Origin of the sequence: Pseudomonas fluorescens (assembly GCF_902497875.1) — a bacterium.
Taxonomy (GTDB): domain Bacteria; phylum Pseudomonadota; class Gammaproteobacteria; order Pseudomonadales; family Pseudomonadaceae; genus Aquipseudomonas; species Aquipseudomonas fluorescens_BR.
This window is the reverse complement of record NZ_CABVHY010000017.1, coordinates 78,862-100,536: the sequence shown is the minus strand read 5'-3', so window position 1 is coordinate 100,536 and position 21,675 is coordinate 78,862. Positions and strand designations below refer to the sequence as shown.

At 57.8% G+C, this 21,675-nt stretch carries 24 protein-coding genes and 1 tRNA gene; 13 read left to right on the top strand and 12 right to left on the bottom strand.

Features of this window, described 5'->3' with window-relative positions; all coding sequences use genetic code 11:
- Positions 1-2: 2 nt before the first annotated feature.
- Positions 3-215 carry a hypothetical protein gene (locus F8N85_RS18250; RefSeq protein ID WP_150804938.1) on the bottom strand — a complete coding sequence of 71 codons (213 nt, stop codon included), beginning with the start codon at positions 213-215 and terminating at the stop codon, positions 3-5.
- Positions 216-381: 166 nt separating this feature from the next.
- On the opposite strand from F8N85_RS18250, the gene F8N85_RS18245 reads away from it, so the two are divergent.
- Together F8N85_RS18245 and F8N85_RS18240 are read left to right on the top strand one after the other, a co-directional pair.
- Positions 382-687 carry a hypothetical protein gene (locus F8N85_RS18245; protein ID WP_150804937.1) on the top strand — a complete coding sequence of 102 codons (306 nt, stop codon included), beginning with the start codon at positions 382-384 and terminating at the stop codon, positions 685-687.
- 167 nt (positions 688-854) lie between these two features.
- Positions 855-1,166 (top strand): I78 family peptidase inhibitor, encoded by a 312-nt coding sequence (locus F8N85_RS18240; RefSeq protein WP_150804936.1) that lies wholly within the window; start codon positions 855-857, stop codon positions 1,164-1,166.
- A gap of 75 nt (positions 1,167-1,241) precedes the next feature.
- On the opposite strand, the gene F8N85_RS18235 is transcribed toward F8N85_RS18240, so the two are convergent.
- Positions 1,242-1,454, bottom strand: coding sequence for a cold-shock protein (locus F8N85_RS18235; protein WP_047571823.1), 213 nt, complete (start codon positions 1,452-1,454; stop codon positions 1,242-1,244).
- 292 nt (positions 1,455-1,746) lie between these two features.
- Positions 1,747-2,046 (bottom strand): hypothetical protein, encoded by a 300-nt coding sequence (locus F8N85_RS18230; protein ID WP_150804935.1) that lies wholly within the window; start codon positions 2,044-2,046, stop codon positions 1,747-1,749.
- Between the two features lie 388 nt (positions 2,047-2,434).
- Here F8N85_RS18230 and thrS point away from each other — a divergent pair, with 388 nt between their 5' ends.
- The 11 genes from thrS to F8N85_RS35810 all read left to right on the top strand — a co-directional run bounded on the left by thrS (position 2,435) and on the right by F8N85_RS35810 (position 10,819).
- A complete protein-coding gene (gene thrS, locus F8N85_RS18225) occupies positions 2,435-4,357 on the top strand; it encodes a threonine--tRNA ligase (protein WP_150804934.1) in 1,923 nt (640 codons plus the stop codon).
- A complete protein-coding gene (gene infC / locus F8N85_RS18220) occupies positions 4,357-4,908 on the top strand; it encodes a translation initiation factor IF-3 (protein WP_170827566.1) in 552 nt (183 codons plus the stop codon). The genes thrS and infC overlap by 1 nt, the downstream gene beginning before the upstream one ends.
- Positions 4,909-4,968: 60 nt before the next feature.
- Positions 4,969-5,163, top strand: a complete 195-nt coding sequence (rpmI, locus tag F8N85_RS18215; RefSeq protein WP_003442181.1) for a 50S ribosomal protein L35 — start codon at positions 4,969-4,971, stop codon at positions 5,161-5,163.
- A gap of 29 nt (positions 5,164-5,192) precedes the next feature.
- A complete protein-coding gene (gene rplT, locus F8N85_RS18210) occupies positions 5,193-5,549 on the top strand; it encodes a 50S ribosomal protein L20 (protein ID WP_007905879.1) in 357 nt (118 codons plus the stop codon).
- A gap of 109 nt (positions 5,550-5,658) precedes the next feature.
- A complete protein-coding gene (gene pheS / locus F8N85_RS18205) occupies positions 5,659-6,675 on the top strand; it encodes a phenylalanine--tRNA ligase subunit alpha (RefSeq protein WP_150642686.1) in 1,017 nt (338 codons plus the stop codon).
- Positions 6,676-6,701: 26 nt separating this feature from the next.
- Positions 6,702-9,080 carry a phenylalanine--tRNA ligase subunit beta gene (gene pheT, locus F8N85_RS18200; protein WP_150804933.1) on the top strand — a complete coding sequence of 793 codons (2,379 nt, stop codon included), beginning with the start codon at positions 6,702-6,704 and terminating at the stop codon, positions 9,078-9,080.
- A gap of 3 nt (positions 9,081-9,083) precedes the next feature.
- Positions 9,084-9,386: an integration host factor subunit alpha gene (ihfA, locus tag F8N85_RS18195; RefSeq protein ID WP_002553164.1), complete on the top strand. Its 303-nt coding sequence runs from the start codon at positions 9,084-9,086 to the stop codon at positions 9,384-9,386.
- On the top strand, positions 9,367-9,723 hold the full coding sequence (locus F8N85_RS18190) for a MerR family transcriptional regulator (protein WP_003179985.1): 357 nt from the start codon (positions 9,367-9,369) through the stop codon (positions 9,721-9,723). Before ihfA ends, F8N85_RS18190 begins: the two co-directional genes overlap by 20 nt.
- An 89-nt stretch (positions 9,724-9,812) precedes the next feature.
- Positions 9,813-9,889, top strand: a tRNA-Pro gene (locus tag F8N85_RS18185).
- Positions 9,890-10,271: 382 nt separating this feature from the next.
- Positions 10,272-10,613 (top strand): Arm DNA-binding domain-containing protein, encoded by a 342-nt coding sequence (locus F8N85_RS35030; protein WP_224795708.1) that lies wholly within the window; start codon positions 10,272-10,274, stop codon positions 10,611-10,613.
- Positions 10,517-10,819 carry a phage integrase central domain-containing protein gene (locus F8N85_RS35810; RefSeq protein ID WP_412072502.1) on the top strand — a complete coding sequence of 101 codons (303 nt, stop codon included), beginning with the start codon at positions 10,517-10,519 and terminating at the stop codon, positions 10,817-10,819. Before F8N85_RS35030 ends, F8N85_RS35810 begins: the two co-directional genes overlap by 97 nt.
- A 59-nt stretch (positions 10,820-10,878) precedes the next feature.
- On the opposite strand, the gene F8N85_RS18175 is transcribed toward F8N85_RS35810, so the two are convergent.
- From F8N85_RS18175 to F8N85_RS18135, 9 genes are all read right to left on the bottom strand, one after another.
- Complete coding sequence (locus tag F8N85_RS18175) at positions 10,879-12,012, bottom strand: aminotransferase class V-fold PLP-dependent enzyme (protein ID WP_150804932.1); 1,134 nt, start codon at positions 12,010-12,012, stop codon at positions 10,879-10,881.
- Positions 12,013-12,193: 181 nt separating this feature from the next.
- Positions 12,194-13,177 (bottom strand): M14 family metallopeptidase, encoded by a 984-nt coding sequence (locus F8N85_RS18170; RefSeq protein WP_150804931.1) that lies wholly within the window; start codon positions 13,175-13,177, stop codon positions 12,194-12,196.
- A 125-nt stretch (positions 13,178-13,302) separates the two neighbouring features.
- A complete protein-coding gene (locus tag F8N85_RS18165) occupies positions 13,303-14,619 on the bottom strand; it encodes an MFS transporter (RefSeq protein WP_150804930.1) in 1,317 nt (438 codons plus the stop codon).
- Positions 14,620-14,874: 255 nt separating this feature from the next.
- Positions 14,875-15,765, bottom strand: coding sequence for a LysR family transcriptional regulator (locus F8N85_RS18160; protein WP_150804929.1), 891 nt, complete (start codon positions 15,763-15,765; stop codon positions 14,875-14,877).
- 54 nt (positions 15,766-15,819) lie between these two features.
- Positions 15,820-15,999, bottom strand: coding sequence for a hypothetical protein (locus tag F8N85_RS18155; RefSeq protein ID WP_150804928.1), 180 nt, complete (start codon positions 15,997-15,999; stop codon positions 15,820-15,822).
- A gap of 257 nt (positions 16,000-16,256) precedes the next feature.
- A complete protein-coding gene (locus F8N85_RS18150) occupies positions 16,257-17,753 on the bottom strand; it encodes a CoA-acylating methylmalonate-semialdehyde dehydrogenase (RefSeq protein ID WP_150804927.1) in 1,497 nt (498 codons plus the stop codon).
- Positions 17,754-17,874: 121 nt separating this feature from the next.
- The gene (locus tag F8N85_RS18145; RefSeq protein ID WP_150804926.1) at positions 17,875-19,656 is read right to left on the bottom strand and encodes an acyl-CoA dehydrogenase; all 1,782 of its coding nucleotides are present in this window, start codon (positions 19,654-19,656) and stop codon (positions 17,875-17,877) included.
- A gap of 29 nt (positions 19,657-19,685) precedes the next feature.
- A complete protein-coding gene (gene actP / locus F8N85_RS18140; RefSeq protein ID WP_150804925.1) occupies positions 19,686-21,350 on the bottom strand; it encodes a cation/acetate symporter ActP in 1,665 nt (554 codons plus the stop codon).
- Entirely contained in the window at positions 21,347-21,661 is a 315-nt protein-coding gene (locus F8N85_RS18135) for a DUF485 domain-containing protein (RefSeq protein WP_150804924.1), read from the bottom strand. The genes actP and F8N85_RS18135 overlap by 4 nt, the downstream gene beginning before the upstream one ends.
- Between the last annotated feature and the right edge of the window lie 14 nt (positions 21,662-21,675).

The following is a 21,675-nucleotide window of genomic DNA, read 5'->3' as shown; positions in this document are numbered from 1 at the left end:
CGTTACGCCCTTTCCGTGTGTGGCGCGCCTATAGGGTTACTCGGGTATTTTTCGAATATCTGTGCGATGAACACCTGGGCTGCCTGCGCCCCCAGTTCCTTGACCAGCAGGTCGATACTGATGATCGCCAGCTCTTCCGGGCTGCCAGGGCTATAGGAACAGTGGCCCAGAGACCATTTGGCTTTGATGTCGGCGTCGATGCTTACGGTTGTCATGATGAACTCGCGAAGTCTGAATAGGCCGCCCAAGGCCTGGTCGTCGATCCGAGAGGTTTGGGCTGTGTTGAGTTAAACATCTTGCGCGGCTTTTCGCACTCCGACTTAGGCATGGGAGGAGGGCTATGCGACACTTGGGCTTTGAGAATTTATCAAGGACCGCGCTGTGCAGATCGATTTGAATACTCCTGACAGCTTGACCCTGGAGGCCGTGCGTCAGTTGCTGGCTTCGGCCAGCGACGATGAGCACACCCAGCTGCGGGTCACCAAGAGCGGTATAGCCTATATTTCTTCAGGCGTCGTCGGTGGTACCGATACCGAAGGTCTGTTGTTTCGTCTGGAAACCTGGGCGAAGGGCTCGGGCTACGTCGGTGCGGTCGCTGCCAGTGACGCGGTCTGGGTGATGCAGATTTACAACGCCTTGAAGCAGAACTGGCCTAACCCTCCGTTCGACTACATCGACGTCTACTAAGCGCGCGGTTCATATTCAGTCACGATTGAATCGAGAAAATTCTGTGCCGGCTGAGGCAGACTGGAGCGCTGGATAGGTTGCGGGCAGGATGCCAGGGGTGTTGTTGAAACCAACAACCAAATCAGCTGTCGCACGATCTCTGCTTATTTTTTGAAAAAGGAGGCTTCATGCCTTGGAAGCTCGCGTCATTCGGTACCTTGTTGGCAGCAGTCGTCCTGACCGGCTGCAGTACCGCCGAATCGGCAAAAGACCCTGTGGCGACCGAGACCGGACACAGCCGCTGTGAATCTGCAGCGGCGCAATTCGCCATCGGCAAGAAGGCTTCGCCCGAGCTGCTGGAGCAGGCGCGTACGCGCTCGGGTGCGCAGAACGCGCGAATCCTCAAGCCGAACGACATGGTGACGCTGGAGTATCGCTCCGATCGCCTGAACCTCAATACCGACGCCAACCTGGTAATCACTCGGGTCAACTGCGGCTGATTGTTCCTGCTTTTTTTTGTTGCGCCCATAAAAAACCCCGTCACATGGACGGGGTTTTTTTAGCTCGCGGAGAAATTACTCAGCGCGAACTTGCTCAGCTTGCATACCTTTTTGGCCTTTCGCAGCCACGAAGGAAACAGTCTGGCCTTCTTTCAGGCTTTTGAAACCGTCGCTTTCGATAGCTTTGAAGTGTACGAACAGGTCGTCACCGCCACCTTGAGGAGTGATGAAGCCGAAGCCTTTTTCATCGTTGAACCATTTAACGGTGCCGGTTTGGCGATTAGACATGGTGTATCTCCAAGAAACATATATTTTCAGTAGTGCTGTGCTGCTCAGGCCAACTGGGCACACCGGGGTATCATAGTCGAAATGTTCGACTTGGGAGCCCCCCGCAGGTGCCGTTTGCCGATCAGTTGCGTTTCCTTTATCGCCTGAAGTGGCTGGAAGCCCCGGTTTCAGGGGCTTTCATCCGAAAATAAAGACGATAAAAAAAGCTGTAAAAGCTGGTTATTTTGTAGGGCAAAGCTGTTTTTCAGGTCATTTCACCGGTTCGAAACCGCTTGAAAAGCTCATCGGGCGATTATTTTTTCGGCACTTTGCAGGTCGAAATAGCCGCCAGTGCCTTGTTCGAAAGATCGACACTGGCCTTGTTATCCATCAGCGCCTGAATGTCCTTGGCGTCGTAAGAAGCGATCTTGTCGGCACCGCATGCGCAATGGGATTTTGCAGTGGCGGCGCTGATCCCGGGCTGCGAACCGGCGGCCTGGGTGCACTGAGCCATGTATTTTTCACGCTGGCCCTCGGGCCAAGCGGCATTGGCGGTCAGCGGCAGTAACAGGATGATGGGCGCAGCAATGGCGAAAAAACGATTCAGACGCATGCTGGGATGCTCCTTGTGGTCGATGGGGCAGAGTACGGTTCTCTGTATCTGAGGCCTGAAGTGCAGCTCAAGTTCAGCACTCTTGCACAAAATCCGGCGAATTACGCCAGCGCGAGGGTAGCGCGGCGCGATGACCGTTCATCTGTGCTAGCATGCCCGGCTTGAGTGTTTTCAGGCTCCGGATGGTATTTCGTCCCGGTAGCGGTCTGCACCTTTGATAATCCTGATTTGAACTCCAGTCACTCTGATTCGGTTTTCCGGTTGGCCGCAAGGCTCCTGCCGCTGTAAGGCAAGCGTTCGTTATTGAATGGCCTGGACTGAATCTTGTACTGGCTCATCCCAACCCACGTGACCTTTGGTAGGGGTCACCACTAGGAGAGGAGGCGCCATGCCAACTATTACTCTTCCCGACGGCAGTCAACGTTCATTCGATCACCCGGTTTCCGTAGCCGAGGTCGCCGCATCCATTGGTGCTGGCCTGGCCAAAGCCACCGTGGCCGGCAAGGTCGATGGCAAGCTGGTCGACGCCAGCGACATCATCGACAGCGATTCCACGCTGCAAATCATTACGCCAAAGGATGAAGAGGGGCTGGAGATCATTCGCCACTCTTGCGCCCACCTGGTTGGCCACGCGGTCAAGCAGCTGTACCCGACGGCCAAGATGGTCATCGGTCCGGTCATCGACGAAGGCTTCTATTACGATATCGCCTTCGAGCGTCCTTTCACCCCGGATGACCTGGCCGCCATCGAACAGCGCATGCAGCAGCTGATCGAAAAAGATTACGACGTGATCAAGAAAGTCACTCCGCGCGCCGAAGTGATCGAAGTGTTCAAGGCCCGTGGCGAAGACTACAAGCTGCGCCTGGTCGAAGACATGCCGAACGAGCAGGCCATGGGCCTGTACTATCACGAAGAATACGTCGACATGTGCCGTGGTCCGCATGTGCCGAACACTCGCTTCCTGAAGTCCTTCAAGCTGACCAAGCTGTCCGGCGCCTACTGGCGTGGCGATGCCAAGAACGAGCAATTGCAGCGCGTTTACGGCACTGCATGGGCCGACAAGAAGCAGCTGGCGGCTTACATCCAGCGGATCGAAGAAGCTGAAAAGCGCGATCACCGCAAGATCGGCAAGCGCCTGGGCCTGTTCCACACCCAGGAAGAGTCGCCGGGCATGGTGTTCTGGCACCCGAACGGCTGGACTCTGTATCAGGTGCTCGAGCAGTACATGCGCAAGGTTCAGCGCGACAACGGTTACCTGGAGATCAAGACGCCTCAGGTCGTTGACCGCAGCCTGTGGGAGAAATCCGGGCACTGGGCCAACTACGCCGACAACATGTTCACCACTCAGTCGGAGAACCGCGACTACGCCATCAAGCCAATGAACTGCCCGTGCCACGTGCAGGTGTTCAACCAGGGCCTGAAGAGCTACCGCGAGTTGCCGATGCGTCTGGCCGAATTCGGTGCCTGCCACCGGAACGAGCCATCGGGCGCGCTGCACGGCATCATGCGTGTGCGTGCGTTCACTCAGGACGACGCCCACATCTTCTGCACCGAAGAGCAGATGCAGGCCGAATCCGCTGCGTTCATCAAGCTGACCATGGACGTTTATGCCGACTTCGGCTTTAAAGACGTCGAGATGAAGCTGTCCACTCGTCCGGAAAAACGCGTCGGTTCCGACGAGCTGTGGGATCGCGCCGAAGCTGCACTGGCCGCAGCCCTTGATAGTGCGGGCCTGCCGTACGATCTGCAGCCAGGCGAGGGTGCTTTCTACGGCCCGAAAATCGAGTTCTCGCTGAAAGATTGCCTTGGTCGCGTCTGGCAGTGTGGTACCCTGCAGCTCGATTTTAACCTGCCGATCCGTCTGGGAGCCGAATACGTCTCCGAAGACAACAGTCGCAAGCATCCGGTCATGTTGCACCGGGCGATCCTCGGTTCCTTCGAACGTTTCGTCGGGATCCTGATCGAGCATTACGAGGGCGCGTTTCCTGCGTGGCTGGCTCCGACTCAGGCAGTGATCATGAATATCACTGATAAACAGGCAGATTTTGCCGCTGAGGTTGAAAAAACTCTCAATCAAAGCGGATTTCGTGCCAAGTCTGACTTGAGAAATGAAAAGATCGGCTTTAAAATCCGCGAGCATACTTTGCTCAAGGTTCCTTATCTCTTGGTTATCGGAGATCGGGAAGTCGAGATGCAGACTGTCGCTGTGCGTACTCGTGAAGGTGCTGACCTGGGCTCGATGCCCGTCGCCCAGTTCGCTGAGTTCCTCGCGCAAGCGGTTTCCCGGCGTGGTCGCCCAGATTCGGAGTAATTACTATTAAGCGTGAAATGAGACAAGATAAACGAGCTGCACCGAAAGCCCCGATCAACGAGAATATCTCGGCACGCGAGGTTCGGTTAATTGGGGCTGAAGGTGAACAGCTTGGGATTGTGTCAATTGAAGACGCGCTTCTTAAGGCTGAAGAGGCCAAACTGGATCTGGTGGAGATTTCCGCCGATGCAGTACCCCCTGTTTGCAAACTGATGGACTACGGCAAATCGATCTTCGAGAAGAAGAAGCAGGTTGCCGCGGCCAAGAAAAACCAGAAGCAGATTCAGGTTAAAGAAATCAAGTTTCGTCCAGGGACGGAGGAAGGGGATTACCAGGTAAAACTGCGCAACCTGGTACGTTTCCTGAGTGACGGGGACAGGGCCAAGGTATCGTTGAGATTCCGCGGTCGTGAGATGGCCCACCAGGAGCTGGGGATGGAACTCCTCAAGCGGGTTGAAGCTGACCTGCTCGAGTACGGTTCGGTCGAACAGCATCCTAAGATGGAAGGACGCCAACTGATTATGGTCATCGCCCCGAAAAAGAAGAAATAACCACCAGGGCACGGCAGGCCTTACGGTTATGTTTATCAACTGAATGCGGAGTATCCGAACATGCCAAAGATGAAGACTAAAAGTGGTGCTGCTAAGCGGTTTCTGAAAACTGCTAACGGTATCAAGCACAAACACGCTTTCAAGAGCCACATCCTGACCAAAATGTCGACCAAGCGTAAGCGTCAGCTGCGCGGTAGCAGCTTGCTGCACCCGTCCGACGTTGCAAAAGTCAAGCGTATGCTGCGCCTTTGCTAATTTTTGGTTAAGAATAGAGGAAGTAACTCATGGCTCGTGTAAAGCGTGGCGTCATTGCCCGTAAACGTCACAAAAAAATTCTGAAACTTGCTAAAGGCTACTACGGCGCTCGCTCGCGCGTATTCCGTGTTGCCAAGCAAGCGGTAATCAAGGCAGGCCAATACGCCTACCGTGACCGTCGTCAGAAAAAACGTCAGTTCCGCGCTCTGTGGATCGCTCGTATCAACGCTGGTGCACGTATCAACGGTCTGTCCTACAGCCGTTTCATCGCCGGCCTGAAAAAAGCGTCCATCGAGATCGACCGTAAGGTTCTGGCTGATCTGGCAGTGAACGAAAAAGCGGCGTTTGCTGCGATTGTCGAGAAAGCTAAAGCCACCTTGGCTTAAGTACCCCCGACAGTCACCCGGGCTCACCTCCGTGGGCCCAGGTGTTAAACGTCATAAATAGGGGAAGAGCCTTCAAGCTCTTCCCCTATTTTGTATCTGGAGTCTGTACATGGAAAACCTGGATGCGCTGGTCTCTCAAGCACTAGAGGCTGTGCAAAGCGCTGAAGATATCAATGCCCTGGAGCAAATCCGGGTTCACTACCTTGGCAAAAAGGGCGAATTGACTCAGGTGATGAAGACCCTGGGGAATCTGCCGGCAGAAGAGCGCCCGCAAGTCGGCGCGCTGATCAACGTTGCCAAGGAGCGTGTCACAGAGGTTCTCAATGCGCGCAAGGCGTTGTTTGAAGAGGCTGATCTAGCCGCCAAACTGTCCGCCGAGTCCATTGACGTGACCCTGCCTGGCCGTGGCCAGACCTCCGGTGGTCTGCATCCGGTTACCCGGACTCTGGAGCGTATCGAACAGTTCTTCACCCACATCGGCTACGGCATTGCCGAAGGCCCTGAGGTCGAAGACGACTACCACAACTTCGAAGCGCTCAACATCCCAGGCCATCACCCGGCCCGGTCGATGCATGACACCTTCTATTTCAATGCGAACATGTTGTTGCGCACCCATACCTCGCCGGTACAGGTCCGCACCATGGAATCGCAACAGCCGCCGATCCGCATCGTCTGCCCAGGCCGTGTGTACCGTAGCGACTCGGATATCACCCACTCCCCGATGTTCCACCAGGTCGAAGGCCTGCTGGTCGATCGCGACATCAATTTCGCCGACCTGAAAGGCACCATCGAAGAGTTCCTGCGAGTGTTCTTCGAAAAAGAACTGGCCGTGCGTTTCCGTCCTTCGTACTTCCCCTTCACCGAGCCATCCGCCGAAGTCGACATGGAATGCGTGATGTGCAGCGGTAAAGGCTGCCGCGTCTGCAAACAGACTGGCTGGCTGGAAGTCATGGGCTGCGGCATGGTTCACCCGAACGTGCTGCGCATGTCCGGGATCGACCCGGAAGAGTTCTCGGGCTTTGCCTTCGGCATGGGCGTTGAGCGTCTGGCCATGCTGCGTTACGGCGTGAACGACTTGCGTCTGTTCTTCGACAACGACTTGCGGTTCCTCGCGCAATTTCGCTAGTCGTAACGAATTCTTAGGAGAGCAGGATGAAATTCAGTGAACAATGGCTGCGTGGTTGGGTAAACCCGCAGGTAAGTCGCGACGAGCTGGTTGCTCGTCTGTCGATGGCCGGTCTTGAGGTCGATAGCGTTACGCAGGCCGCCGGTGAATTCAATGGCGTGGTAGTGGGCGAGGTGTTGAGCACCGAGCAGCACCCGGACGCCGACAAGCTGCGCGTTTGCCAGGTCAGCAATGGCTCGGAGACCTTCCAGGTAGTTTGCGGTGCGCCAAACGTGCGCCCGGGCCTGAAGATCCCGTTCGCCATGATCGGTGCCGAACTGCCAGGCGATTTCAAGATCAAGAAAGCCAAGCTGCGGGGCGTCGAGTCCAACGGCATGCTGTGCTCGCAAGCCGAGCTGCAGGTGGGTGAAGGCAACGACGGCCTGATGGAATTGCCGGCCGATGCACCGGTCGGCCTGGACATTCGCGAGTACCTGAAACTGGACGACGCGAGCATCGAGGTCGACCTGACCCCGAACCGCGGCGACTGCCTGTCCCTGACCGGTCTGGCCCGTGAAGTCGGCGCACTGTACGCTGCTGAAGTCACGCCCCTGGTAATTGCCACCGTCCCCGCCGTGCACGATGAAGTCCGTACGATTGAAGTCCTGGCGCCGGCTGCTTGCCCGCGTTACCTGGGTCGCGTTATCCGTAACGTCGATCTGACCAAGCCTACGCCGCTGTGGATGGTCGAGCGTCTGCGTCGTTCCGACGTACGCAGCATCGACGCCGCCGTCGACATCACCAACTACGTGATGCTGGAACTGGGTCAACCGCTGCACGCTTTCGATCTTGCCGAAATCAATGGCGGCATCCGTGTGCGCATGGCCATCGAGGGCGAGAAACTGGTACTGCTCGACGGTCAGGAAGTCAGCCTGCGTAGCGATACGCTGGTGATTGCCGACCACTCCCGCGCCCTGGCCATTGCCGGCGTGATGGGTGGTGAGCACAGCGGCGTGTCCGCGACCACTCGCGACATATTCCTTGAAAGCGCGTTCTTCGACCAGATTGCCGTCGCTGGCAAGGCCCGTTCCTACGGCCTGCACACCGACGCTTCGCACCGCTACGAGCGTGGCGTGGACTGGCAACTGGCCCGTGAAGCCATGGAGCGCGCCACCGGCCTGCTGCTGGAAATCACTGGCGGCGAAGCTGGCCCGATCATCGAAACCGTCAGCGAGCAGCACCTGCCGTCGATCGCACCGATCACTCTGCGTGCCCAGCGCATCACCCAGATGCTCGGCCTGGAAATGGATCCGCTCGAAGTCGAGCGTCTGCTCAGCGCGTTGGGTCTGAAAATTTCCGCCGATGGGGCAGGGCAATGGCACGTAGAAGTGCCAAGCTTCCGCTTCGATATCAGCCTGGAAGTCGACCTGATCGAAGAACTGGCCCGTCTGTACGGCTACAACCGTCTGCCGGTTCGCTACCCGCAAGCCCGCCTGGCGCCGCAAGCCAAGGCTGAAGCCCGTAGCGATCTGCCTGAGCTGCGCCGTCTGCTGGTAGCCCGCGGTTACCAGGAAGCGATCACTTACAGCTTCATCGATCCGAAACAGTTTGAGCTGTTCAGCCCAGGCGTCGAACCGCTGCTGCTGGCCAACCCGATCTCCAACGACATGGCCGCCATGCGCTCGTCCCTGTGGCCTGGTCTGGTCAAGGCGCTTCAGCACAACCTGAACCGTCAACAGGATCGCGTGCGCCTGTTCGAAAGCGGCCTACGCTTCGTCGGTCAACTGCAAGGCCTGAAACAAGAGCCGATGCTGGCCGGTGTGGTCTGCGGTAGCCGTCTGCCGGAAGGCTGGGCCCAAGGTCGCGATACTGTGGACTTCTTCGACGTTAAAGCTGACGTTGAAGCGGTGCTGGGCTTTGCCGGTGCACTGGACTCCTTCACCTTCGTGCCGGGCAAACACCCTGCGCTGCACCCGGGTCAAACCGCGCGCATCGAACGTGAAGGTCGCGAAGTCGGTTACGTCGGCGCTATCCACCCTGAATTATCGAAAACCCTCGGTCTCGACCGTCCGGTCTTCGTATTCGAGCTGGTTCTGGCCGAAGTGGCGTTGGGCAAAATGCCTAAATTCCAGGAGTTGTCGCGTTTTCCTGAAGTGCGTCGTGATCTTGCACTGCTGGCCGACAAAGACGTTGCAGCCAGTGCCGTACTGGACGTAATCCGTGAAAATGCAGGCGAGTGGCTGACAGACCTCAGGCTATTTGACGTGTATCAGGGTAAAGGCATTGATCCGCATAGAAAAAGCCTTGCAGTCGGCTTGACCTGGCAGCATCCATCGCGCACTCTTAATGACGATGAGGTGAATACCACGACGCAAAACATCCTCACCTCGCTCGAACAAAGGTTGAACGCCACGTTAAGGAAGTGACGTATGGGGGCTCTGACGAAAGCTGAAATGGCGGAACGTCTGTATGAAGAGCTGGGCCTGAACAAGCGGGAGGCCAAGGAATTGGTCGAACTGTTTTTTGAGGAAATCAGGCACGCTCTTGAAGACAACGAACAGGTGAAGTTGTCCGGTTTCGGCAACTTCGACCTTCGGGACAAACGCCAGCGGCCTGGCCGCAACCCGAAAACGGGGGAAGAAATCCCGATCACGGCTCGCCGTGTGGTCACCTTTCGTCCAGGGCAGAAGTTGAAGGCCCGAGTTGAGGCTTATGCTGGAACCAAGTCATAACGACGAGCTACCCGTCATCCCAGGCAAACGCTACTTCACCATTGGTGAAGTCAGCGAGCTCTGTGCGGTAAAACCGCACGTGCTGCGCTACTGGGAGCAGGAGTTTCCTCAACTCAACCCGGTCAAACGCCGCGGAAACCGCCGGTATTATCAGCGACAGGATGTGCTGATGATCCGCCAGATACGCGCGTTGCTGTATGACCAGGGGTTCACCATCGGCGGAGCGCGCCTGCGCCTTTCCGGTGATGAAGCCAAAGACGACACCACCCAGTACAAGCAAATGATCCGCCAGATGATCGCCGAACTCGAAGATGTTCTGGTGGTACTCAAGAAATAAATTTCTGCGTTTAAATACTTCCAGTTTTCAAACGCTTGCGATATATTCTTGAGCGTTCCTCGAGGTGAGGGACGAGTTACACGCCTAGTCGGGGCGTAGCGCAGTCCGGTAGCGCACTAGCATGGGGTGCTAGGGGTCGAGTGTTCGAATCACTCCGTCCCGACCATATTTTTCAATGACTTAGCCCAATCTGAAAAGATTGGGCTTTTTCATATCTGAAAAATACCCCCACATTTACCCCCACGGATATTCTGGATCTAAATAGCTTTGGTATCTCCGCGGACCTTTTTATGTTCGAGTCCCGTCCGCTGCGCCATATTTGCTTCCACTAAGGCCCACTGAACGCGTGGAGGCCACGGAAATAGAGGCCTTGAGCCGCTTTTTTCGTTTTCTGAATTTCACTGCAATCCATCTCCAGCCACGGTTTTTAAGTACACATTTAAGTACACCGCGGGCACAGCCTTTTACGATTTCTTGCGCATCAATTTTCGTATTGGTCGTCTACCGCTGGGTTGTATTCCCCTCCTTGATGTAAAAGGTGGTGTCTGATGGCTCTGACAGATACCGCGATCAAGCAAGCCAAGCCCGTCAGCAAGCCTTATACGTTAACTGATGGGGATGGCTTATCTCTGCAGGTGCCCACGACTGGTTCGAAGCGCTGGCATTTCCGTTTCTATTGGCATGACAAGCAATTGCGTATTTCCCTCGGTACCTATCCCGACGTAAGTCTCAAGGAGGCTCGTCGACGGAGAGCGGCTGCACGTGCGCTGGTGGCCAACAATATCGATCCCCGATCGCATGTGCCGAGCGGCAGAAAGCCTCTCACGCCGTCAACAACAAGGTTGAAGCGGTTTCTGATCGCTGGCATGAGTTCCGAAGTAAAAAACTGACGAAATGTAAGAAGGGCAGTGTGGGGCAAGCCAGAAAATACCTGAAGAAGGACATGCTGCCGTGTTTGGGCGATCTTCCGATCGCGAATATTTCTCGTGGTGACGTGCTGGAGCTCATTAGGCGAATTGAGCGCAGAGGGGCGCTGGTCTCAGCTCGAAAGGTACGCACCTGGCTCAACCAGATCTACGCCCGTTTGAGGGGATAACGATTCGTGGGCTCGCCGGAGGTTGTCATCCCCCGCGAGCCTCAGCGAAGGTGGATGGCTCAGCTGCGCATGACCTCGTCCAGCGCCTGTTCGAGTGTGCTGACCGTGCGCTCGATATTGTGCAGCTTGTCGAGTCCGAACAGACCGATGCGAAAGGTCTGGAAGTCGGCCGGCTCGTCGCATTGCAACGGCACTCCGGCGGCGATCTGCAGGCCGTGCGCGGCAAATTTCTTGCCGCTCTTGATCTCGGCATCGTCGGTATAGCTCACCACTACGCCAGGGGCTTGAAAGCCAGCTGCGGCCACGCTTTTGATACCCTTGCCGGTCAACAGGGCGCGCACCCGGTCGCCCAGTTCCTGCTGTTCGCCGCGGACCTTGTCGAAGCCGTAGGCTTGCGTCTCTTTCATCACATCGCTAAAACGCGCGAGGGCATCGCTGGGCATGGTCGCGTGGTAGGCATGCCCGCCCTGTTCGTAGGCCTGCATGATCTGCAGCCATTTTTTCAGGTCGCAGGCGAAGCTGCTGCTCTGCGTCTGCTCGATGCGCTCGAGGGCCAAGGGACTGAACATCACCAAGGCGCAGCAAGGGGACGCGCTCCAGCCTTTCTGCGGCGCACTGATCAGCAGGTCGATAGCGCACTTCTGCATATCGACCCATAGCGCGCCCGAGGCGATGCAGTCCACCACGAACAGCCCCCCCACCGCATGCACGGCGTCGCCGACGGCGCGCAGGTAGTCATCGGGCAGGATGATCCCCGAAGAGGTTTCAACGTGGGGGGCGAAGACAATCTGCGGCTTCTGCGCCTGAATGGCTGTCAGCACTTCGTCCAGAGGGGGTGGAGCGTAGGCAGCCTGGCGACCAGCCTCGACCGGTCGGGCTTTCAGCACCGTGGTGGCCGCCGGGATGTTGCCCATCTCAAGGATCTGGCTCCAGCGATAACTGAACCAGCCGTTGCGGATCACCAGGCATTGCTGGTCGCCGGCAAACTGCCGTGCCACCGCTTCCATGCCAAATGTGCCGCTGCCGGGGACCACCGCAACGGCCTGGGCGTTGTAGACCTGTTTCAGGGTGCTGGAAATGTTGTTCATCACCCCTTGGAACGACTGCGACATGTGGTTGAGCGAGCGGTCGGTGTAGACCACCGAGTACTCGACCAGTCCCTCGGGATCGATACTGGGATATAGCTTTGACATAGGTGACTCCTGTGGCAGAAGTGTCAATGTTATCGACCCTGCCTTAAGCCTTGGCAAATGACAAGATGGCCCGGGATCAAATTGCAGTACCCGCCAGACGGGTCAGATCCGCCTGGCGTCCATGGGGGAGGGCGCGCAAAGCCCTGCGCCGGCAATGAGTCGGGCGATGCGCTGAGCGCAGCTAAACATCCAGCACCCGCGCCAATCTCACAACCGTAACCCCTCGCCCCAGATGCCGCAGAGACGGCTGGATCAGCACGCTGTTGTCGTACGGCGTGACGATCTCGCGCTGGCCATCCCGGGCGATCACCGTTCCAGCGTGGGCGATCCGTTCGAGGCCGCGGAAATCTTCGGTAAAACTGAAGTCCATGCTGTTGGCGATAACCGGATCGGTGACTTGCAGAAATTGCTGGTCTGCGGGTTTTTCCTGGCTTAGAAACGCCAAGACGTCTGCTTCAGCGACTGCTTCAGTAGCGATCAAGAAACGTGCCGCCACATCGAGGGCGACGTGTTCGCTCTTTTTTGAAAAATGCTGGCCGGTCTCGATCAGCAGTGCGTTTTTTTTACTGGCGACATCGCCAAATCCGCCGTAGTCACGCATGCGCCGACCGTTGGCGTGGCCAGCGTCGGCGACTACGGTTGCGGGTACGCCTAGCGACTTGGCAAACTCCAGGCCTTTGGCGCATGCACCACACATCATCAGCGGCGCGGACTCTTCGTGCATCGAGTGGATATCGAGCAGCAAATCGACACTGTCGATCAGCGGCCGCAATTCACGGGCGCGGCGCAATTCGACGGAGTCGCGCTCGCCGTCCAGCGCTGATGGCAGCCAGACGCGGTTCATGTCCTCGTCAAGAAAACGGGTCGCATCGATGTCCTGTGGATCGAAGCGGTGATAGGCCTCGACGTTGCCAAACCCCAGCGACAATCGCCCCTGACGAGGGCGCACACCGCTGCGCAGCAAGGTGTCCACCGCGATCGCCCCGCTGACTTCATTGCCATGGGTCAGCGCCATGATCAGCACATGCGGCCCTGGCTTGCCACTGTCGAAGCTGTGGACGTAGTCGATCCCGCAGTTACCGGTTTTCCACTGGCCAATATCGGGGAACTCGACTTCCACGGGGTACGGTTTCAGCGATGCACGAACTTGCTCAAGGGTCTTCATTTCAGTCTCCGACAGACCAGCGATTGCACTTGTCGCGCGACGTTCAGGCGTGACAAGCAAGAAGGGTTTACTGCAAGAAAGCGCACCTGTATTCGCGGGCAAGCCCGCTCCCACAGGGACTTTGCTTAACTGGCTGACGGACGGGTGCCGCGCATGCGCCGCCCCAGGCAGACGATCGCCAGTACGCTGATCAAAACGGTCGCCATCACATAAAAACTCGGGGCCAGTTTGCTGCCGGTGGCATCGATCATCCAGGTCACGATCAACGGTGCAAAACCACCAAACAGGGTGACGGAAAAGTTGTAGCTGAGCGCCAGGCCGGTGCCGCGAATGCTGGTTGGGAAGATGTCGGCAAGCATCGCCGGTATCGGCCCCAGGCAGGCCGCGATCAACACGCCGACAATCGCTTGCACCATCAGCAGCGTAGAGAGGCTGGGGAAGGTGTTGAGTAGCACGAACATCGGATAGGACGACAGCCCGGTAATCAACAAGGCGATGGTCAGCACCCGAAATCGTCCGTGGCGATCGGAAAGCCCACCAAATACCGGCGCCATGATCATCAGCGTCACGCCGGTCATCAGCGCCCCGAGGTACGAGGAAGTTGCGGCGATGTTTAACTGTTTCAAGGCATAGATCGGCATGTATAGCTTGTGCACGTAATTGAACGCGGTCGCACCGGCCACCACGCCGATGGCCAGCAACAAGCTGACATGCCCTTTGATCAAGACATCGCGCAGCGGAGTCTTGACCTCGATGTTGGCCACGGTTTTCTTGAAGTCCGGGGTTTCATCGATTTGCGTGCGAATGTAAAAACCCACCGGCCCGATTAGCAGGCCGATGCCGAATGCAACGCGCCAGCCCCAGTCGTTCAATTGCACATCCGACAGCACATAGCTGAGGATCGCGCTGACGCCTGCCGCCAACACCGTTGCCAGGCCTTGGGTCGACAATTGCCAGCTGGCGAAGAAACCACGGCGCTTGGCATCTGCGTGCTCGACCATAAACGCCGTCGCCGCGCCAAACTCGCCGCCCGTAGAAAAGCCCTGGAGCATACGCGCAACGACGATCAGCAGCGGTGCCGCCAGGCCGATCTGCTCATAGGTCGGAGCGAAGGTAATCATCGCGGTGCCGATCAACATGATCATGATCGACATCGTTAACGACGCCTTGCGCCCGGCCCTGTCGGCGTATGAGCCGAGCACGATGGCGCCCAGCGGACGCATCAAAAAGGAAATACCGAACGAGCCCACGGCCAGCAGTAGCGAAGTGGTTTCGTTGTCGGACGGGAAAAACTGCTTGCCGATGACCACAGCAAAATAGCCATAGATCAACAAGTCGTAGAACTCCAGCGCGTTGCCGACACTGGCCGCGACGATTTCCTTCCACGGGCCTCGCTTGGTCGTAGCATGTGCCGACGGTACGGCGGATGATTGAGCTGTCATGAGTGAGCACCGAGTCTGTTTCACAGTTGGCATTCGGATTCACCGAACCGCAGGGCGGCCTGGCGAGATCGAAGGCGTTAATTGTTATGGGTGAAAGCCCGGGTGAAATTGAATCAAGTGCAGCAGAACAGCAATTGCTGTTTCGGCACAGGTTTGAGCTGTTTTGGCACAGGTCCTATGTAGCCGCTGCCGCAGGGCTGCGATCGAGCCCGAAAGGTTCGTGACGCGGCAGCGGCAACAGAGGGTCAGGAGTCGTCAAAGGCCGTTCCATATCTTCATCACCCATTCGCTCTGGTTGGCGCGCAAGCGATGCAGCGAAACGTTGAAGCTGACGCGGAACTCGGCACTGCCCGCAATCAGCAAATCGCCCGACTCCAGCGCACCTTTGACCACCATGCGCGGCAGCCATGCGAGGCCTTTTCCGCGCTTGGCCATTTCCAGAATGGCGTCATAGGAATCAGCCTGGTAAACCATCCGCAGCGCCAAGCGCTGTGGCAGTCGTTCCAGGTGTTGGGCCAGTACGCCGCGCAGAGCCAGGGTCGGCGAGAACGCCAGCCAAGGGATGGTCAAGGCGCTGCTGTTGGCGGATATCTGCTGCCGCGGTTGACCCTTGGCGTCCGGCGCACTGACCGGTAGCAGCTCTTCATTGGCCAGCACCAGCGAGTCGAAACGCTCCGGGTCCATCAGTGTTTGAGTCAACGCGCTGGAAAAACTCAACAGCAAGTCGACCTCGCCGGCGGACAATTTGCTAATCGCTTCTTGCGCGCCACTGGTGACCAATGACACCGGAAAGCTGCCGAATTGCTGGTTCAGTGACTCGTACCAATCGGGGAAAAAATCACAGGCAAGGGTCCGTCCGGTGGCGATGCGCACCGGCTCGTCGCGACTCAGGGTGCCGCCCTGGAATTGCGCCCTGACCGCAGTTAGCAATTCCAGCGATTGCGTAGCGGCATCGAGAAACAGTACACCGCAAGGCGTCAGCGACAGCGGTTGCTTGCGCTCGATCAGCGCCGTGCCGACCCACTCTTCCAGCGCCCGGATACGTCGACCGAACGCGGGATGCGTGACGCAACGATTTTCGGCGGCACGCGACAGGCTGCGGGTGCGGGCCAGTTCGATAAAGTCTTCAAGCCATTCAAGTTGCATGCGGTATTCCTGCTAGGCGACTCATTAGCGCGCCGCCAGGACAGGCGGATTCTACTAACACAAATGCTTTTGCGAATGAGCCGTCAACACGTCGAGAAAACGGCTGACGGTGCATTTCTGCTCCAGCCCCTGGCGGGTGATGCAATGAAAGGCCGAACGATACGCCAACCGGTGCGCGATGATCGAGCGCAGTTTGCCGCGCGCCACCCAGCGGGTGGCGTAGTGAGTCGGCAAAGTAGCCGATATCAGTGCGGGAAAAAATAGTTTTTCGGTGTTGCCATGCGCACGCGCCGGAAAGCGGCCCAGGGTGCATCGCTTTTTGCTCTGGCATAAGAACGCCGGTTTGTCAGACGTGTTTGCTCGCACAAACATCATCAATCAAATCGGCGTTCTTGTTTCTGTGTTTCCCGAGATTCCGTGCAGAACCTGTTTCAAGTCACTGCCCGGCATTGAGCCATACCGGTTTTATTATCCGATAAAGCAACTCATTGCTAGCTGTTGCTAGGGAAAGCGAACTGCGCCGCCTCAAGACTTGCACGTTGTGGCCAGCGTTGGGTAATCGCCTTGCGACGGGTATAGAAACGCACACCGTCCGGGCCATAGGCATGCAAGTCACCGAACAGTGAGCGCTTCCAGCCGCCGAAGCTGTGGTACGCCACTGGAACCGGCAACGGTACGTTGACGCCGACCATGCCGACTTCGATTTCGTCGCAGAACAATCGGGCCGCTTCACCGTCACGGGTAAAGATGCAGGTGCCGTTGCCGTACTCGTGCTCGTTGATCAGTTGCATGGCCTGTTCAAGGCTGTTCACTCTCACGATGCACAGCACCGGGCCGAAGATCTCTTCTTTATAGATTCGCATCTCTGGCGTGACGCGATCGAACAGGCAGCCACCGAGGAAGAAGCCGCCTTCGTTACCGGTAACCTTCAATCCGCGCCCGTCGACGACCAGCTGAGCGCCAGCCTGCACGCCGTCTTCGATGTAGCCGGTTACCTTGTCCAGGTGGGCGCCGGTAATCAGCGGGCCCATATCCAGACCACTAGTTGTACCTGCACCGATTTTCAGGGCTTTGATCTGCGGCACCAGTTTGCTGATCAGCGCATCCGCCACCTGGTCACCGACACACACCGCCACCGAAATCGCCATGCAGCGTTCACCGCACGAACCGTAAGCCGCGCCCATCAAGGCACTGACCGCGTTGTCCAGATCCGCATCCGGCATCAGCACCGCGTGGTTCTTCGCGCCACCCAAGGCCTGGACACGCTTGCCGCGCTTGGTGGCTTCGGAATAGATGTATTCGGCAATCGGCGTCGAACCGACAAAACTCAGCGCTTTGACCTCCGGCGCTTCAATCAGCGCGTCCACCGCTTCCTTATCGCCGTGCACCACGTTCAACACGCCTTTGGGCAGCCCGGCTTCCTGCAGCAGTTCGGCGATCAGTAGCGTTGAGCTCGGATCACGTTCGGAGGGTTTGAGGATAAAGCAATTGCCGCAGACGATCGCCAGCGGATACATCCACAACGGCACCATGGCCGGGAAGTTGAACGGGGTGATACCGGCAACCACGCCCAATGGCTGGAAATCTGACCAGGCATCGATACGCGGGCCGACGTTACGGCTGTACTCGCCCTTGAGGATTTCCGGCGCCGAGCAGGCGTATTCGACGTTCTCGATACCGCGCTTCAATTCGCCGGTGGCGTCTTCCAGGGTTTTGCCGTGCTCTTCGCTGATCAACTGAGCGATACGTGCTTCGTTCTGCTCAAGCAGTTGCTTGAAGCGGAACATCACCTGGGCACGCTTGGCCGGCGGCGTATTGCGCCAGGCTGGAAAGGCCAGCTTGGCGGAGTCGATGGCCCGTTGCACTGTTTCGCGGTCAGCCAGGCCGAGCGTATGAATATCCTCGCCGGTGGAGGGGTTGGATACAGTGCAAGTACGCCCACCGCTGACGATGCGTTCTGCGTGAATCAAATGGGGGATGGTAGCCATTGTTGTTTTTCTCTCATTTTGATGTCCTGGGGTAGCCAGGTCTTAGCCGATGAAGTTTCCCGTTGGTCCGTAGAAGCGGGATAGTTGGCCAATATTGATGCGCTGCAGAACTCTGGTAGCGTTAGAGATCATCGGCTGCCAGACGGTTTACCGTTTCGCCGCCGTACAGCACGCAATCGCGCAATGCTGCTGCCCGCGTGAGGTAGTGCCCGGCAAAGTGGCGAGCGACGACGATTTTTGCGCCGTAGAAGCTCTGGTCTTCGGCGAGTCGTGGCTCGCTGATCAGCAGGGCGCGCGCCAGTTGCCAGCCGCTGACCACTATCCCGCACAGTGTCAGGTAAGCGACTCCCTCGGCGTAGACCGTCTGTGCTGAACTACGATGGTGTTCGACCACATGGTCCACCACTGCCTCGAAGGCCAATCGAGCCTGGCGCAACGGACCATGAACGGCCCGAGCATCCGGGTTGCCACTGGCGAGCAGTTGGTTCTCGGTTTCCTCAATGCGACTGGCCAGCAACCGCGCCACTGCGCCTTGATCGCGCACCGTCTTGCGACCGATCAAATCATTGGCTTGAATGGCGGTGGTCCCTTCGTAAATCGGCAAAATCCGCGCATCCCTGAAATGCTGAGCTGCGCCGGTTTCCTCGATGAAGCCCATACCACCATGGACTTGTATGCCCAGGCTGGTCACTTCCTGGGCCATCTCGGTGCACCATCCCTTGATGATCGGTACCAGGAACTCATAGAGCGCCTGATGCTCCCGTCGTTGCCGGGGATCTGCATGATGTGCCGCCAGGTCGCTATGAGCAGCGGTCATATAGGCGGCTGCCCGGCTGCCTTCGGTCAAGGCGCGCATGTCCAGGAGCATGCGCTTGACGTCGGGATGCTCAATGATCGCAACGGTTCTATGGCTACTGTCCAATGCCCGGCCCTGGACGCGTACTCGCGCATAGGCAGTCGCTTGTTGTCGGGCACGTTCGGCGATGGCTACACCTTGCATGCCGACGGCATAACGCGCCGAGTTCATCATGATGAACATGTATTCCAGGCCGCGGTTCTCCTCGCCGATCAAAGTGCCGATCGCACCGCCATGATCGCCAAACTGCAGGATTGCCGTGGGGCTGGCTCTGACCCCCAGCTTATGTTCCAGGCTCAGACACTCTATGTCGTTGCGCAGATTCAGCTGGCCGTCCGCATCGGGCAGGAACCTGGGAACCACAAACAGGGAAATACCTTTGACGCCTTCCGGCGCACCGGGTACGCGTGCCAGCACCAAATGCACGATATTGCTCGCCATATCGTGCTGCCCATAGGTGATGAAAATCTTGCTACCGAATACGCGATAGCGACCATCGCCAATGGGTTCGGCACGACTGCGCAAGAGGGACAGATCCGAGCCTGCCTGGGGTTCGGTCAGGTTCATGGTGCCGGTCCATTCTCCTGATATCAGGCGTGGCAAATAGTAATCCTGCTGTTCCTTGCTGCCGGCCATTAGCAAGGCTTCGATCGCGCCATCGGTCAACAGTGGGCACAGCGCAAAGGACATGTTGGCTGAATTGAGCATTTCATTGCAGGCCGTGCTGACCAGTTTCGGCAGCCCTGCGCCACCAAATCGGCTGGGGTGCGCCAGCCCCTGCCAACCACCGGCGGCAAACCGGGCGAAGGCTTCCTTGAAGCCGGAAGGGGTGAAGACTTCGCCTGCGATCAACCGGCACCCTTGAACGTCGCCAGGGTGATTGAGGGGTGCAATCACCTCCGTAGTGAATTTCGCCGACTCATCGAGCACCGCCTGCACCATATCGGGACTTGCGTCCTCCATTCCAGGTTGCCGGGCGATGGCGGCCAGGTCTGCCAACTCATTGATGACGAAGCGCATCTCTTTAACCGGGGCTTGATAGCTCATCGGTAACTCCTTGGAGGTCGTTCAGATAGTCAATGTTGCGCCGCTTGGTTGGCGCCCCAGCCAGTTTCGGCGCGTACGCTCTGTGGTTCGAACGCCGTTCTTTCAAGGTTTGCAGCTGGGCTGCGATCAAGGCACGAGACTGCCCAGGCGATACCGAAGGCCAAGGGCATCGAGAACAGCGCGGGGTAGTCGAAAGGAAAGATGGCTTCGGGATGATGCAGCACCTTGACCCAGACCCCGGGAGACAGCACGACCAAGGCAACAGAGCTGATAAGGCCGGCCAGGCCGCCACAAATGGCTCCCCGGCTAGTCAATCCTTGCCAATACATGGCCAGCAGCAGTACCGGGAAATTCGATGAGGCGGCGATGCCGAATGTCAGCGCGACGAGAAACGCCACATTCTGACCTTTGAAGACAATCCCCAAGGCAATGGCGACTATTCCCAGACCTAGCGTTGCCCAGCGGCTGACACGCATTTCATTGCGGCTGGAGGATTGTCCCTTGCACAGGACATTGGCATACAGGTCATGGGAGAGTGCTGAAGCACCGGCCAGGGCCAGACCGGAAACTACGGCAAGGATGGTGGCGAAGGCCACGGCGGCCAGGAACCCAAACATCAGGTCGCCACCCAGAGCCTGGGCCAGGTGCATGACTGGCATATTGCCACCACCGAGTAGCGTGCCGCCTATAATCCCCTGCTCGAAAAATCTCGGTTGTTGTCCGACGATACTGATCGCCGACATTCCCAGCACGCAGACCACGATGAAGAACAGCCCGATCAAACCGGTGGCCACAAACACCGACTGGCGCGCTGCTTTGGCATCCGGAACGGTAAAGAAACGCATCATGATATGCGGCAGGCCTGCCACCCCGAACACCAGACCCAGACACATCGAGATGATGGAGAGTGGATCACTGGCGAACTTCAACGGCCCGAGTATTGCGTTGCCGCTCTGGTGACTGGCAACCGCGCTGTCCACCATGCGCTCCAGGCTGAAGCCGAAGTGCTTGAATGCCAGCAGCGTCAGGAACAGGCCGCCGCCGAGCAGCAGGACAGCCTTGATGATCTGCACCCAGGTCGTGGCGACCATACCGCCGAATGTCACATAGACCACCATCAACACGCCGACGCAGATGACCGCGACCTCGTAATCGAGCCCGAACAACAGGTTGATCAACTGACCGGCGCCGACCATTTGTACGATCAGATAAAAACAGACGATGATCAGCGAACTGCAGGCTGAAAATATCCGTGTGCCCACCGGGTCGAGGCGGTAGGAGATGATGTCGGCGAGGGTGAAGCGTCCAAGGTTGCGCAGTCGCTCAGCCATCAAAAACATGATCAACGGCCAACCCAGAAATGCGCTGACGGAATAGATCATGCCGTCGAAACCGGTGCTGAAGACCATGCTTGAAACACCGAGCAGAGTCGCCGCCGACATGTAATCCCCAGCAATCGCGAAGCCGTTTTGCACGCCGCTGATGCCACCCCCTGCCGTGTAAAAGTCGGCCGTCGAGCGGGTGCGCCCGGCAGCCCAGTAGGTGATGCCGATCGTGGTGATAACGAAAGCCAGGAAAATCACAATCGCCGTAATATTAGGAGCGCGTGTGCTCTGAAGCGAGGCCTGCGCAACCGCCATGAAGCTGACGGCGGAGAGTAGGCTGAATACCGTTACCCGAGTGATGAGCTTCATGGCCGCACCCCCTCAAGCAGCGCCTCGGTCAACTTGTCGAACTGGTTATTGGCGCGCAGCACGTATAGGCCTGTCAGCAGCCATGAACCGACAATCAGGATTAGCGCAGCCCAGATTCCGATGGTCAGGCTGCCGCTACTCAGGGGCACCTGTGTCAGCAGTTGCGGTTGCCACGATACTGCAGCGATGAACAGGAAGTAGAGGCCCAGTACCACGGCGCTAAGGGTAAAGGCCAGTCGGCTGCGGCCCAGCACCAGGGAGTGATACAGAGGGTTTTCGCGGATTTTCTGATAAACGAGGTTCGATGACATGCTGCCGCTCCTTA